The 14,199-nt window shown below is 71.3% G+C and carries 13 protein-coding genes; 2 read left to right on the top strand and 11 right to left on the bottom strand.

Annotated elements, in window-relative coordinates; all coding sequences use genetic code 11:
* Positions 1 to 123: 123 nt before the first annotated feature.
* The 9 genes from ACSYGO_RS02135 to ACSYGO_RS02175 all read right to left on the bottom strand — a co-directional run bounded on the left by ACSYGO_RS02135 (position 124) and on the right by ACSYGO_RS02175 (position 8,556).
* Positions 124 to 939: an ABC transporter ATP-binding protein gene (locus ACSYGO_RS02135; protein ID WP_460385590.1), complete on the bottom strand. Its 816-nt coding sequence runs from the start codon at positions 937 to 939 to the stop codon at positions 124 to 126.
* Positions 936 to 2,006, bottom strand: a complete 1,071-nt coding sequence (locus ACSYGO_RS02140; RefSeq protein WP_460385591.1) for a FecCD family ABC transporter permease — start codon at positions 2,004 to 2,006, stop codon at positions 936 to 938. The genes ACSYGO_RS02135 and ACSYGO_RS02140 overlap by 4 nt, the downstream gene beginning before the upstream one ends.
* Positions 2,007 to 2,008: 2 nt before the next feature.
* A complete protein-coding gene (locus ACSYGO_RS02145) occupies positions 2,009 to 3,079 on the bottom strand; it encodes an ABC transporter substrate-binding protein (protein ID WP_460385592.1) in 1,071 nt (356 codons plus the stop codon).
* 387 nt (positions 3,080 to 3,466) lie between these two features.
* A complete protein-coding gene (locus ACSYGO_RS02150) occupies positions 3,467 to 4,078 on the bottom strand; it encodes a sigma-70 family RNA polymerase sigma factor (protein ID WP_426681336.1) in 612 nt (203 codons plus the stop codon).
* A gap of 152 nt (positions 4,079 to 4,230) precedes the next feature.
* Positions 4,231 to 4,884, bottom strand: coding sequence for a hypothetical protein (locus ACSYGO_RS02155; protein ID WP_460385593.1), 654 nt, complete (start codon positions 4,882 to 4,884; stop codon positions 4,231 to 4,233).
* Positions 4,885 to 5,165: 281 nt separating this feature from the next.
* The gene (locus tag ACSYGO_RS02160) at positions 5,166 to 5,678 is read right to left on the bottom strand and encodes a copper chaperone PCu(A)C (protein ID WP_460385594.1); all 513 of its coding nucleotides are present in this window, start codon (positions 5,676 to 5,678) and stop codon (positions 5,166 to 5,168) included.
* Positions 5,675 to 7,555: a heavy metal translocating P-type ATPase gene (locus ACSYGO_RS02165; protein WP_460385595.1), complete on the bottom strand. Its 1,881-nt coding sequence runs from the start codon at positions 7,553 to 7,555 to the stop codon at positions 5,675 to 5,677. Before ACSYGO_RS02165 ends, ACSYGO_RS02160 begins: the two co-directional genes overlap by 4 nt.
* Positions 7,555 to 7,797 (bottom strand): hypothetical protein, encoded by a 243-nt coding sequence (locus ACSYGO_RS02170; protein WP_426681340.1) that lies wholly within the window; start codon positions 7,795 to 7,797, stop codon positions 7,555 to 7,557. Before ACSYGO_RS02170 ends, ACSYGO_RS02165 begins: the two co-directional genes overlap by 1 nt.
* Before the next feature lie 327 nt (positions 7,798 to 8,124).
* Positions 8,125 to 8,556 (bottom strand): MarR family winged helix-turn-helix transcriptional regulator, encoded by a 432-nt coding sequence (locus tag ACSYGO_RS02175; protein ID WP_426681341.1) that lies wholly within the window; start codon positions 8,554 to 8,556, stop codon positions 8,125 to 8,127.
* A 298-nt stretch (positions 8,557 to 8,854) separates the two neighbouring features.
* Here ACSYGO_RS02175 and ACSYGO_RS02180 point away from each other — a divergent pair, with 298 nt between their 5' ends.
* Complete coding sequence (locus tag ACSYGO_RS02180; RefSeq protein ID WP_432187307.1) at positions 8,855 to 9,928, top strand: alkene reductase; 1,074 nt, start codon at positions 8,855 to 8,857, stop codon at positions 9,926 to 9,928.
* A gap of 280 nt (positions 9,929 to 10,208) precedes the next feature.
* Here ACSYGO_RS02180 and ACSYGO_RS02185 read toward each other — a convergent pair whose 3' ends face one another.
* The gene (locus tag ACSYGO_RS02185) at positions 10,209 to 11,747 is read right to left on the bottom strand and encodes a CYTH and CHAD domain-containing protein (protein WP_460385596.1); all 1,539 of its coding nucleotides are present in this window, start codon (positions 11,745 to 11,747) and stop codon (positions 10,209 to 10,211) included.
* A gap of 143 nt (positions 11,748 to 11,890) precedes the next feature.
* Between ACSYGO_RS02185 and ACSYGO_RS02190 the strand changes: the two genes are divergently transcribed.
* The gene (locus ACSYGO_RS02190; RefSeq protein WP_426681344.1) at positions 11,891 to 12,493 is read left to right on the top strand and encodes a TetR/AcrR family transcriptional regulator; all 603 of its coding nucleotides are present in this window, start codon (positions 11,891 to 11,893) and stop codon (positions 12,491 to 12,493) included.
* Positions 12,494 to 12,789: 296 nt separating this feature from the next.
* Here the strand turns inward: ACSYGO_RS02190 and ACSYGO_RS02195 are convergent, their stop codons facing one another.
* Positions 12,790 to 14,055 (bottom strand): ABC transporter permease, encoded by a 1,266-nt coding sequence (locus ACSYGO_RS02195; RefSeq protein ID WP_426681345.1) that lies wholly within the window; start codon positions 14,053 to 14,055, stop codon positions 12,790 to 12,792.
* Positions 14,056 to 14,199 lie beyond the last annotated feature (144 nt).

Here is a 14,199-nt window from a genome sequence, read left to right on the forward strand (position 1 = left end):
CCTCGTCCCACAGGTCGGCGCGAAACCGGCGTGAGTTCCCGGCTGTCGGCGATTCCGTGACCCGACGAGCACACGCGGGTGCGGGCTGGACGGCTGCGGTTCGTCGCCGGGCCCGGCCGTGTGTCACGCACGGGTGCGGGTCTCCACCGCGTCGGCCGGCCCAGGGTCGGCCGCTGCCCGGTGGTCGAACGCGATCAGCGGATCGCCGGTGAGGGGATGGTCGACGACGGCCGCACGCACCCCGAAGACCTCGGCCATCAGGGCCGGGGTGAGCACCTCGCGCGGCGGCCCGGAAGCGACCACGGCCCCGTCGTGCAGGACATGCAGACGGTCGCAGACCGATGCGGCTGCGTTCAGGTCGTGCAGTGACACCAGCGTCGTACGTCGCTGGTGCCTGAGCAGGGACAGCAGCTCCACCTGGTGGCGGACGTCCAGGTGGTTGGTCGGCTCGTCCAGGACCAGGACGTCCGGGTTCTGGGCGAACGCCCGTGCCAGCAGGACCCGTTGGCGCTCGCCTCCGGACAGGTCGGTGAAACGGCGTGCGGCGTGGCCGCCCATGCCGACGTCGGCGAGGGCACACGCGACGATGTCCCGGTCGGTGGCGTCCTCGCCCGCGAAAGCCCGCTTGTACGGGGTACGGCCCATCGCGACGATCTCCCGTACGGTCAGCTCGAAGTCGCCGCCCCGTTCCTGCGGGAGCGCGGCAACATGTCGCGCCGACTGCGCGGGTGCCATCTCCCGGATGTCGGTGCCGTCGAGCAGCACCCGTCCGGCGATGGGCCTCAGATGCCGGTAGACCGTACGCAGGAGCGTGGACTTGCCGCTCCCGTTCGGGCCGACCAGCCCGGTGATCTCCCCCTCGGCCGCCATCAGACGGGCGCCCGCGACGACCGTGCGGCCGGCGTACGCGATGTGCAGGTCCTCGACGTCGATCCTCAACTGCCGCTCCCCAGGCGCCGGTCGAGCAGGTACAGCAGGGCCGGGGCCCCGATGAGCGAGGTGACCACGCCGACCGGCAGCTCCTGCGTGTCCATGGCGGTACGGCAGACGAGGTCCACGACGACCAGCAGCAGCGCACCGAACAGGGCGGAGACCGGCAGCAGGCGCCGGTGGTCGCCGCCCACGACGAGGCGGCAGACGTGCGGCACCATCAGCGCGACGAAGGCGATCGCGCCGGACACCGCGACCAGCACACCGGTCAGCACACTCGTCACCGTGAACAGTTCACGGCGCAGCCGTGTGACGTCGATGCCGAGCCCGGCCGCTGTCTCGTCGCCCATCAGCAGGGCGTTCAGGCCGCGGGCGCGCGCCTGGAGCCACAGCCAGGCGGTCGGTACGGTGATCGCCGGCACGGCCAGCAGCTCCCAGTTCGCCCCGCCGAGGCTGCCCATGAGCCAGAACAGCACACTGTGCGTCTGTTGCTCGTCCCCGGCCCGCAGGACGAGGTAGCTGGTGAAGCCGGACAGGAACTGTCCGATCGCCACGCCCGCCAGGACCAGTCTGAGCGGCGCGAATCCCCCGCCGCGGCGGGCCACCGCCCACACCAGGGCGAAGGTGGCCAGGGCTCCGGCGAAGGCCGCTCCGGACAGCCCGAGTCCCAGCGTTCCGCCGGCTCCGAGGCCGAGCACGATCGCCGCGACCGCGCCCAGCGAGGCACCGTTGGAGATGCCCAGCAGGTACGGATCGGCCAGCGGATTGCGCACCAGCGCCTGTACCGCCGTACCGACCAGACCGAGACCGGCACCGACGAGCGCCGCCAACAAGGCGCGCGGCAGCCGGAGTTGCCAGACGATCAGGTCGTCGGTACCCGGCCGTGGCGCCTCGCCGGACAGGCGCCGCCACACGACGCTCCACACCTCCCCCGGCTGGATGGACGTCGAGCCCCGGGCCACGGCTGCCGTCAGGACGGCGAGGAGCGCGACGCCCAGTGCCAGGGCGACCGTTCCGGCCCGCGCCGTACGTGTCCGATCGTCCGCCACGCGACGCCGCATCAGCAACGAGGTCATGGTCAGCCGCCGACCTTGCCCGGGTAGAGGGTCTTGGCGATCTCCTCGACGGTGTCGGCGTTCTCCACTCCCGCGATGGTGGTCCGCTCGGATCCGATGCGCAGGAAGTGGCCCTCCTCGACCGCTTTCAGACCCTTGGTGCCCGGGTCGGACCTGAGCCATTTCTCCGCCTCGTCGAACGCCTTCTCGTTCGCCGCTGCGCTGCCCCGGTGGCGGATCCCGAGCTGGATCCAGTCCGGGTTCTTGGCGATCACGTCCTCCCAGCCGACCTGCTGGTAGTCGCCGTCGCAGTCCGCGAAGACGTTGCGGGCCCCGGCCGAGGTGATCACCCCATGGGCGACCTGACGGTTGCAGACGACGGTCGGTTGCTTCGTACCGGCGTCGTAGTCGAAGAAGAAGTACGTCGGCCGCTCGCTCTCGGCCGTACTGCCCACCGCCTTGCGGACGGCGGCCACCTTCTCCCTCATTCCGGCGACGAGTTCCCTCGCCGTGGCGCCGGCGCCGGTGACCTGGCCGAGGACGATGATGTCGGCCTCGACGCCGGACAGATCGGTCACAGGGCCCTTGTCCTGCGCCGAACAGGCGGTGGACTTCAGGTAGATGTGGTCGATCCCGGCTGCCTTGAACTCCTCCGCCGTGGGCGCGTCGCCCGCCCCGCCGCCCATGTTCATCGAGGCGAACGTGTCGATGTACAGGTCGGCGCCGGAGCCGAGCAGCTTCTCCTTCGGGATGACGCTCCGGCTGAGCACCTTCACCTTCCGCGCCTCGGCGTCGAGGGTGGCGGGCAACGTGCCTTTTCCGGGCGGGAATCCGGTGCCGATCACCTTGTCGCCGACACCCAGGCGGAGCAGGAGCTCCAGGCTGGAGGCGTTGCTCGTGACGATCCTGCTGGGGGCGGCGGAGAACGTGGTCCTGGCCCCCATGCAGTCGGTGACGGACACCGGATAGCCGCCGGACACGGCCTTTCCGGGGGCGCGCTCGCCGGTCGTGTCCTTCTCCCCGTCGCCGCAGCCCGCCATCAGCAGGCCGCCGAGAACGACGGCCGCCGTACCGCCCCACACGCGAGAACGCATCGAAAGTCTCCAGTTTCCACTCGGTACACGGGCGAAGTCCTTGTCGCCCGGTCCAGAAGTCGGAGCGAACACGCCGTGGGTTCCCGCCGAGTTGGCCGTGCGGCGCGTGCGACGCGGACGTGCGGTTCCCGGCACTCGCGAGTCGCGCTCGGCGAGATCCGAGGCACCGGGAGGGGGGGCGGCGCCGATGCCGTGCGGACGGCACCGACACCCTCCGGCCGGCCTGGGGGGTTTCGTTTGGATCAGGTCGGATCAGGCCGCGGCGTCCGGTGCGGTGCATCGCAAGGCGGAGCCTCACCTGCGTACTGGGCGCACTCGGGTGAGGCGACAACGCGGCGAGGTGCCGTGCCGGGCGTCGCGGACCCGCGCTGATCCAAACGAAACCCTCTAAGCGGCCTTCGGGACGGATTCCTCGGCCTCGTCCAGCAGGTCCATCAGCGACGCCCGGGCCCGGGCCACGCGGGATCGGACCGTGCCGACGGGGCAGTCGCTGACCTGTGCCGCCTCCGCGTAGGGCAGGCCGACCAACTGGGTGAGGACGAACGCCTCCCGGCGCTCCCGCGGCAGCGCCGCCAGCAGGTCGAGCAGGGCGATGCCGTCGTCGAAGCCGGGCAGGTCCTGGGGCTGCGCGTGCTCGACGGCCAGTTGCCAGTCCGGTACGTCGGACAGGCGGGGGCGCGAGGCGGCGTACCGGTAGCTGTCGATCACCGCGCGACGGGCGATGGACAGCAGCCAGGCACGGGCCGAGGACCGGCCCTCGAAGCGGTGCAGGCTGCCGAGCGCGCGCAGGAACGTGTCCTGCGCGAGGTCGTCGACCGCTTGGGGATCGCCGCAAAGGTGGGCCACATAGCGCCGGACGTCGCGGTGGAGGGCGCGCACGAAGCGGTCGACGGCAGCCGGGTCACCGTTCCGGGCGGCGAGCGCCCACGCGGTCGTCGACTCGTCCAGCGACATCGCCGCGTCGTGTTTCTCGCACGCGGGCAGGGCGGAAGCAATCACCTGGTGTCCTTCTCGGTCATCCGTGATCCGGACCAGGGCACGCGAGTGCGCGAGCGGTCCGGTGAAAAGGGGAGATGGCCGTACGGCACCTGCGTGGGCGTACGGCCGAGGCCCGAGGCGCTTCATGAGCGGCCTCGGGCTACCTGCTGTCGTCAGGCGACAGCGGTCCCCACGGGCGGACCCCGGGAAGTGATCGCGTGGACGAGGAGGAGACGCCGTGCCCGGTCCGAGGAGCGGCGGCGTGCCCGGATACGCGGACGCTCCGGGGTGAGGGGCAGGGCGAGCAGCAGCCCCAGTGGCGCCGCCAGCCATCCGGCCAGGGCGCGCAGGATGCGGAACGCGGCGCGCTCTCCGTACGCCAGCCAGAGGCCGCACAGCAGCGCGGCCAGCAGGTGGGCGGCGAGCATGCCGAACGACGCCGAGCCGGTCATGGAGGACTCCATGTGCCCCATGTCCACGCTGTCCATGGGGTGCATATGCATCGACCCCATGTCCATGGGGCCCATATCCATGGCCCGCATGTCGTGCCCCGGGGAACCCGCGCTCCCGGTCGCCGACTGGGCGAACGAGAAGGCCGAGTGCAGTCCTGTCTGCGCGGCCACCACGGCGGCCACGATCGACGGCAGCCCACGCTCACGGCCCGTCAGGCACCAGCCCGCGCCGCCGGTCACGAGCGCGCCGGCGCCCAGCGCCCACGCTGGGACGTCGCTGCCCGACATCATCACGTGGCCGAGGGCGGCGAGCAGCACACAGACGGCCGCGAACATCGCGGCCCGTACCGTGCGAGAACACCACCCTGCGGTCATCGCGCCACATCCTCGCATCCGGGCGTCGGTCGTCATGCGGGGGTACGGCATGCGCCCCGGTGTCGTACTCAACACCGGAGACGTGATCCAGTCCACACCGACGGCCCGGAACCGGGCGGCGCTTCGGCCCGACTTCTGTGGGAGAAGGGAGCTTCGGCCATGGGCACCGCGAGTCGTCCCGCCGCCCGCGGCCACCACCCGTGCGGGTCGGCGCATGTGACACCAACGGCGCTCCCGGAAGCGGTTGGTCGCCGTACGGCCATGACGTGAAAGGCAGTCGGTCACGACGTCGGGCGGACCACCACCGCGCTGGTCCTGACCGCGCCTGCGCGCTCGAAGTACAGCGTGAACGGCATGAGGTCGCCCTCCCTCCAGTCCCCCTCTGCGGCAAGCGTGACGGCCAGGCCGCCCGGTGACATGGACAGCCCACGGCCCGCGGGGACGGCGGCCGAGGCCACCCCGGCCCTGGTGGCGGCCCCGCCGCCGGTCATGCGGTGGCGGCCGAGCGTGATCTGCCCACCCGCGGCGGAGGAGGTCACCTCGACCAACCGGTCCTCCGCGCCACCCGTGTTGGCGACGTCGAAGAACGCGGCGGTCTCCGTGCTGTCCCCGTACGGAAGGTAGACCCGCCCCTTCGGAACGGCGATCCTCGCCGGGCTGCCCGCGTTGCCCGTGCCGACCCAGGAGGTCAGCCCGGCGAGGGCGAGGCCGCACACGACGACGGGCGCGAGGGCGGCGAGCAGGGTGTCGGTGAGCCGGCGACGGGTCGGCCGCCAGGCGGACGGCTGAGTCATCGGTGCCTCCGGGCGGCGGGCGAGGGCTGCCGACCGCGCAGCCGGAGGCTGTTGCCGACCACCAACAGGGAGCCGGCCGACATCGCGACGGCGGCGAGCCCGGGGGTGAGCAGGCCGACCATGGCGGCCTGCACGATGACGACGTTGCAGCCGAACGCCCCTACGAGATTGGCGCGGATCGTGCCCCGGGTGCGCCGGGCCAGCCGTACGGCATCTGCCAGGGCCTCGATGTCCCCGCGGACGAGGGTCACGTCGGCGGCGGCGACGGCCACGTCGGTGCTGCCGCCCATGGCGATGCCGAGGTCGGCGGCGGCCAGGGCCGCGGCGTCGTCGACGCCGTCCCCGACGACGGCGACCCGGTGCCCCTGCGCCCGCAACTCCCGTACCAGGTCCGCCTTGTCCTCGGGTGTGCAGCGGGCGTGCACCTCGTCGATCCCCAGGTCCGCCGCGACGGCCCGGGCAGGCTCCTCACGGTCACTGGTGGCGAGCACGGGCCGTACGCCGAGGCGGCGCAACCGGTCCACGGCCCGGTGGCTTCCCGGCCGTACGAGGTCCCCGATCTCGATCAGCGCTTCGGGGACGCCGTCCACGCGCACCACGGCCGAGGTGTGCGCGGCGGCCTCCGCGACTCGCAGCGCGTCCGCCAGGACGGTGGGCAACTCGCCGTCGGGCGCGAGTACTTCGATCCGGCGCCCTTCGACCCGGCCCCGGACCCCGCGCCCGGGCAGGTCGCTGAACTCGACGACGTCCGGCAGTGCCTCCGGTGCCTGTCGCGCATGTGTGGCGATCACCCGCCCCAGCGGATGTTCCGAGCCCTGCTCGACCGCACCGGCCAGCCGCAGCACCGCGTCCTTCGCCGGCCCGCCCGGCACAGCCGTGATCCGGGCGACGCTCATGTGCCCTGAGGTGAGGGTGCCGGTCTTGTCGAGTACGGCGACATCCAGATGCCGCTGCCCCTCCAGCGCCTGCGGCCTGCTGACCAGGACGCCGAGCCGGGCACCGCGCCCCGTCGCGGCCATCAGCGCGGTCGGCGTCGCCAGCCCCAGCGCACAGGGGCAGGCCACGACCAGCACGGCCACGCACGCCGCGACGGCGGCCTGAGGGTCGGCCCCGGCACCGAGCCAGAACCCGAGCGCGGCGACGGCCTGCGCCAGCACCACGGGGACGAAGACACCGGCGACCGCGTCGGCCGACCGCTGGGCCCGCGCCTCCAGTAAGCGTCCCGCGAGCACGAACAGCGGTACGCCGACGACCACTTCGAGGTAGGTGTGCGTCACGCCGTCCGAGGACGAGGGTACGAGGCTGAGGGGCGTCCGCATGCCCGCGCCGCCGGCGCCGCCGAGGAAGAGCGCGTACGCCGACCAGGAGAAGGACGCCACGACACTGAGGGAGACCAGGGTGTCCATGGTGGCCGCGGAGTGCCGCAGTCCCCGGACCGCCCGCGCGTGGAACGGCCACGCGCCCCACACGGCGACCGGCGCGGCGAGCACGAAGCAGAGCCACTGCCAGTTGCGGAACTGGAACGCCGGCACCATCGACAGCACGAGAACGGGTACCGCCAGCAGCGCGGTGACCAGGAGACGGTCACGCTCCTGCCGGGATCTCTCGGACTGCCCTTCGTCCGCGGGCTGTTGCTTCCTCGGTGGTTCGGGGAGGGCCGCCGTGTACCCGGCCTTCTCGATCGTGGCGACGAGTACTTCAGGGCTCGTCTGCGGTGGATGGCTCACCCGGGCCCGTCCGGTGGCAAGATTGACGGTCGCCGAGACCCCGTCCAGCCGGCCGAGCCTCTTCTCGACACGCCGGACGCAGGCGGCGCAGGTCATGCCGCCGACGGTCAGATCGGTCGTCACCTGGGCCGACGCCGTTTCGGCGCCCATCAATGGCCCCCACCGTGCATGTCGCCCATGTCGTCGGTGTCGTCGGTGCCCCCGCCGCCATCGGGAGCGCGTGTGCCGGCGCCGTGCATACCGGGCGCGACGGGACCGGCGGAAGCCCCGACGGCGTACGACAGCGCGAACATCAGGGCCAGCAGCAGGAGTAGGCCGCAGAGCGCCGGAGGCGGCACCACTGTGCGCGGCACCGCGCTCCTCCCGGTCCGGGAAGGTCGGGACTCGTTCATCACCGGTTCTCCAGATCACGTCGTACGGCGTCGGTCTGTTCGAGCCGTACCGCTTCAGGAGTCGGATCGGCCGCGAGCCGAGTTCCGAGGCCTACGTGTGGTCCCTGTCACGCCCCTCGCACGTGCCGCCGGATGCAGGCGGACCTCAAGTGCGGTAGTGCTTCGACCGGAGTGGGTCGGCTTCGAGGCCGGCTGACGACGGCCGCCGCGGTCGCGTTGGCGACGAGGACGTATCCGCGCTTGCTGTGGCGAGTCGTCACAGTCCGTGCGTGTCGCCGCCGAAGGCCGAGTGGCTGTCCGCCGCGCGGAGGGCCACCCGGACAGCACCTAGGCGAGGGGGCTGTGCTGTTCGGCGGCCCGGCTGAGGCTGTCCTCGATGCGGGCCAACACATGGAGCATGGCGTCCTGTTCGTCCGCACTCAGATCCCCGGCGACGCTGTCTTCGAGCTCCGCCCAGACCTCCTCGACCTGCTTGCGCAGCGCGAGACTGGCCGCGGTGGGTTCGATGATGGTGGCGCGTCTGTCCGTCTCGCAGGGTCGGCGGCGGACGAAGCCGGCGTGCTCCAGCCGCTTGACCGTGCGGGTCATGGTGGCCGCGTCGGAGCCGAGCAGCCGCACGAGGTCGGTCTGGCGCTGGGGACCGAGGTCCCACAGCTGCATCATGACGAGCTCCTGCCCGGTGTGCAGGCCGACGCGGCGCAGGAGTTGTCCGGCGAGCATGCGATGCAGACGGGCCACGCGGAAGATCGCGTGCGTCATGGCTCCCGCTCGAACCGACGGCGGCAGCTGAGGACGCACCACGTCAGCGGATGGCGACCCGGTCGGCTCGGTGTCCGCTTCCTTCGGCACGTCGCTCCTGCCCTTCACGAGAACCTTGATCGAGCAAGAACAGCCTAGCGCGCCCGACCTCTGCACCTCGGGTGGCGTCTACCGGCCCATCCAGCCCATCTAGTGACGCAGATCACATGACTTTCGGAATGAGGGGACGCATTTACTTGTTCGGACAGGCATTGACATCATCGAGATGCCGACCCACCGACCCGAACGGGAAAACTTCATGACGACAGCCTTCGCTCCCTACGATCTCGGGCGCACCCGCCTACCGAACCGCATCGTGATGGCACCGATGACGCGCAGCCGCGCCTACGGCGCCGCGCAGAGCCCGACCGACCTGATGGCGACCTACTACGCACAGCGCGCGAGCGCCGGCCTGATCGTCACCGAGGGCACGCAGCCGTCGGTGGTCGGGCAGGGCTATCCGGACACCCCCGGGATCCACTCCGCCGAGCAGATCGCGGGCTGGCGCAAGGTCACCGACGCCGTGCACGCCGAGGGCGGTGTGATCTTCCTCCAGCTCATGCACACCGGCCGGGTCGGCCACCCGAGCCTGATGGGCCTCACCCCCGTCGGCCCCTCCGCAGTCACCGCGAAGGGGCAGGTCTACACGCACGACGGACCGCAGGACTTCGTCACCCCGCGCGAGCTGACCGATACAGAGACACAGGAGACCATCGCCGACTTCGCCTCCGCGGCGCGGAACGCGATCGAGGCGGGCTTCGACGGCGTGGAACTGCACGGCGCCAACGGCTACCTGATCCACCAGTTCCTCGCCCCGAACACGAACCGGCGCACCGACGCCTGGGGCGGCAGCCCCGAACGACGGATCCGGTTCGCCGTCGAGACCGCGAAGGCGGTCGCCGAGGCCATCGGCGCGGACCGTGTCGGCTTCCGCATCTCCCCCGGCAACCCGCACAACGACATCGACGAGAGCGACCGTACGGACCTCGACGCCACCTACACCGCCCTCGTCGACGCCCTCGCTCCCCTCGGCCTCGCCTACCTCCACCAGCTGGAGATCGCCGGCACCCGCGACCTGCTCGTACGGCTGCGCAAGGCCTGGCCGGGCGCCTTCGTGCTCAACCCCTTCACCGGGACGGAGCCCACGGGCGCCGACGCGCTGAACCTCATCGAGGACGGCACCGCGGACCTGATCGCCTACGGCGCCCTCTTCTTGGCCAACCCCGACCTGCCCGCCCGACTCGCCGTCGGCGGCCCCTTCAACACCCCCGACCGCGCCACGTCCTTCGGCGGCGACCACCGCGGCTACACCGACTACCCGACGCTCGCCTGACCCAGAGGTGGGTGCGAGTGCCGCCTGCTCCCGCACCCACCCCACCGACAAGGGTCCCTCCATGTGGGCGGTCCGCGCCACGCCCGCCGGTGTTTGCCTGTCCGAGCAACTACAGGCCCGGACCGGAGCGCGCGGGCGCCACGGTCATCGGTTCGCATCATGGAAGCGCCGTCGACGACCGGGCAGCCCGCCGCTGCGACCAGCGGACGGCGGGCGAGCCCAACATCCCCTGGCCCCAGGGATGTTCTTGCGCCCCAGCCGCACGCGATGCCTTTGCGACTCAGCCGCGCAGGCTCTTGTGCCGGGCCGCCGCAGGGACACGAGCCCACACCTCGGGAAGCTCACGCTCCCGGGCGCCGGCCGCGGCCCTCTCCTGGCCGTACAGCAGGCCCCAGGTGAAGCCGGCCTCGCCCGCCGCGTGCGCCGAGATGGCCAGAGCGCGCAGGGTGCCACAGGCCACGACGCCGTCGTGCTGAGCGCCGCTCACCTGCTGTACGGCCTTGGCGCGCTTGCCGAGGCGCCGCACCGGCTTCCCCAGGGCCGGGTGTGCCGCCTCCGCGGCGTAGCGGAGCCTCTTGGCGGCCTTGCGGGCGTGATGGATCGATGCGTCACGCTCCGACCCGGCGGACATGTCGAGCGCACGCTCCATGCGCCGGGTGAGCCGGTCGTACTCCTTCAGGAGCGCCTTGACCAGGACCTTCTCGGGCTTGCCTGCCGCCCTGGCGCGCAGCGGCGGGGCGTCGGCCAGGAGCATCAGCCGCTCCAGCAACTTCAGGTAGCGGGCCGAACCGAGCACGTCGAGGGTGCGTCGACGGCCCTCGGCACGCCGTGCGGCATCCCAGGCCTGCAGGCGCGCGCCGACGGGGCCGAGGACCAGTTCCACCGGCAGCTCCTGGATCCCGGAGGTCAGCCGCTCGCGGAGTACCTCCTGGTCGCGTTCCGCGCCGAGCTCGCGCGCGAGCCATCGCAGATCCTTCCGGATCGGGTCGGTGACCTGGCGGTCGAGCACGGACCGGTAGGTACGCAGGCATCCGCGCAGGCGACGGGCCGTGGTGCGCATCTGGTGCACCGCGTCGGGTGCTTCGCGGCGGACCGCGGGGTCCAGGTCCGTGAAGGCGCGGACCAGTCCGTCCACGTAGGTGAGCACGTGGTCGCCGGCGGACCCCGGGGTGATGCGGGCGCGTGGGTCCGGCTTGCGTCGCAGGAGGGGTGTGGTCTCCTCGATCGCCCGGAGCACCTTGGACGGGCTCGGGGCACGGTCGACGCCGTTCTCGCGCAGCACCTTCTCTACGTCGTCCAGGAATGCGGGGTCGCCGTCCTCGGCGAGTTCGATCTCCATCTCGTTCCACGTCGCATGCCTGTCCTCGTCGAGCAGCGAGTCGGCATTGACCGTGTCCATGCTCAGTTCCGCCAGGACGTCGCCCTCGGCATCGAGGAGGTGGCTCAGGGAGCGGGTGGATCGGATGCGCACCACCGGCCGCAGGGCCGCGCCACGGGTGCGGGAGAGAGTGAGCTGCCGCAGTTCGTCGGGGACCTCCGGCGACGACAGTGGGGCCCGGATCTCCTCGCGGCTGTCGCCCGGGAGGGGAAGTTTCAGGTGCCACCCGGCATCCGTACCGCCCGTCCGGCGCCGCAGGGACGCTCGGGAGCGGACGATTCGCAGATCGTCGGTGTCGTAGTAGACGGCGTCCAGCTCCTGCACGCCGCGCTCCGCGAGGGAGGCGACCCCGGCCACACGGGTCAGGTCGGACAGCCATCCGAGGTCGTCGGCCGCCGGCGCCACGTATTTGCGTTCGGTTTCTCGTGTCGAATGGGCCATATGGATCGCGTTGGCGTATTCGCGAAGCTCAAACCCGTACGCATCCCTTCCCTCAGGGATCAGGGTGCTTCGATCGTCCCGCGCCGGACCCAGGCACGCTAAGCTAACACGACCATTCGTTTTTTATCACTTAGGATGGATCCATGCCAAAGGTGACCCCGCAGTACATGGAGGCCCGCCGCGCGCAGATCCTGGCCGCGGCTCGCCGTTGCTTCCTGCGGGACGGGTTCCACTCGACGTCCATGCAGGACCTGTTCGCGGAGTCCGGTCTCTCGGCGGGCGCGGTGTACCGGCACTTCGCCAGCAAGGAAGAGATGATCACGGCGATCGCCGAGGAGAACATGCGTGAGGTCGTGGCCATGGTCCACGGCGTCGCCACGGATCGGTCCAGCAGTTCCGTCGGCGCGATGATGGCCGATGTCTTCGAGATGGTGAAGACCAAGACGGTCGAGCAGAACGTCGCCGGACTGGCCGTGCTGGCCTGGTCCGAGTCCCTGCGGAACCCCGCGCTGGCCAGGCAGTTCAACGATCTGCTGGCCCGGATGCGTTCCGATCTCGCCGAGGTCGTCCGAGAGCACCAGGACGACGGAGCCTTCCCGCGCGAGGCGACTGCCGAAGCGATCGCGGCCACTCTCATGTGCGCTCTGCCCGGCTACCTTCTCCAGTTGGCCATCGGCGGGTCCAAGGACGTGGAGGGAGTGCCCGACGCCTTGCGGGCACTGTGGCCCGACACGGCCGCGTCCTGACACCGGGCGGTCGCCGCTGATCGGCCGCAGGTTCTAGCAGGAAGCTGCCCCGTCAGACCAAGCTGTTCGGGGCAGCTGTTCGACGCGCCTCCGCTGTCTTGACGGCACCGTCGCGCCCGTGACGGCGGCACGCGGATACGGGCTTCTGGTGCACCACGACAACCCGAGTGTGTCGTGGTGCACCAGAAGCCCGATGCCGCGTTGTGCGACTGGGCGAGGCTCCTTCCGCAGGCAGCGCCGACGCCTGTCCGCTGCCGGCGCGGCCCGGCATCAGGCGGCTCCCGTGGCGGCCCGTCTCAGTGGTCGGCCGCGTGCCGGGCGTGCGAGCGTGCGGGGCTCGCTTCCAGCATCAGTGCGGGCGACTCGGAGTGCCCTTCGGGGGTCGGCCGCGAGTCGGGCGTCGTGGTGTCGCTCGCGACCGGGGCTTCAGTCCCCGCGCCGTCGACCCCGTCGGGGTGTTGCACCGGCGATCCGTCCGCGACGGCGCGAGTCCGACGGCCGAGGGCGACGGCCGTCAGGCCGAGGACGCACCACAGGGCGAGCACGGTGATGTGGCCCTCGGAGCCGTTGCCGTCGAAGTACGCCGTGCTGCGCAGAAGATTCGCGCCGGCACCCGGAGGCAGCCATTGGCCGATGGTGTTCACCGCCTTGGGCAGCATTTCGGGTGCGGACGTGACACCGGAGAACGGGTTCCCGACGAAGACCATGAGCACCGCGGTGAGCCCGAGCCCCGCGGGACCGACCAGCGTGATCAGGCCCGCGCTGGTCGCGCTGACGGCGAGCATGGTGAGAGAGACGGCCGCCCAGGTGGCCACCTGCTCGTGCGGCAGCGCCCCGAGCATGCCCTGGGCGACCAAGTAGGCGGTGAAACCGGCCGCGGCGCACGCGAGGACCAGTTCGAGGACGCGGCGCCAACGGGGCATCCGGAGGCCGGACATCGTGAGGAACGACGCGATGAGAATGCTGCATATGGTGAGCGGCAGAACCGCCGAGTTGAACACCACTCCCCGGGGGTCGTCCGCGGAACTCGGGACGACGTCCACCTCCGTCACGACGATCTTGGCCGACGATTCGGCAGCAGTCCTGTCGGCTTTGGACCTCCCGACCTTGGACCTTCCGGCTTTGGACCTGACGGACGTCTCGTCGGCCGCCGGCGCTTCCTTCGCGGCCGACTTGGCTGCCTGCGCGGCAAGTTGCTGGCCGGACGTGTGGATCAGCTGGGCCACGGAAGTGCTCGCGGCGGAGGCCTCCAGCACGGTGAGACTGCCCGGGGTGATGACGAATGCGCCGTAGACCTCCCGGCTCTTGATCGCGGAGCGCGCAGACGCCTCGTCGGCGTAGAGATGGAAGTCGAATGCGCCCGGCTTGCTGCGGGCGAGGCCTTCGACCACGTTCTGGCTGGCCGCGCTCGTACCCACGATCCCTACCGGCAGATCACGTGGCTCGATGCGCGACGCGGGCCACGCGTACGCCATCACGGCCAACGAGACCACCAGCGGCAGCGCCACGATCACCATCACGGCTCGCCGCAAGGACAGCAATCGCACCAACGGGTTCTTCACGGTCACGCCTCCAAAGGGGAATAGTCATTCTTTTTTTGCGGAGCCAGCATGGCTCGGCGATCGAGGGAACGTCAAGACGAATGTTCGTTTTTCTATATGCCCACCCATGCCCACTCATGCCGACCTGGGCGGATTCCGGCCCGG

It is taken from the genome of Streptomyces krungchingensis (assembly GCF_054729265.1).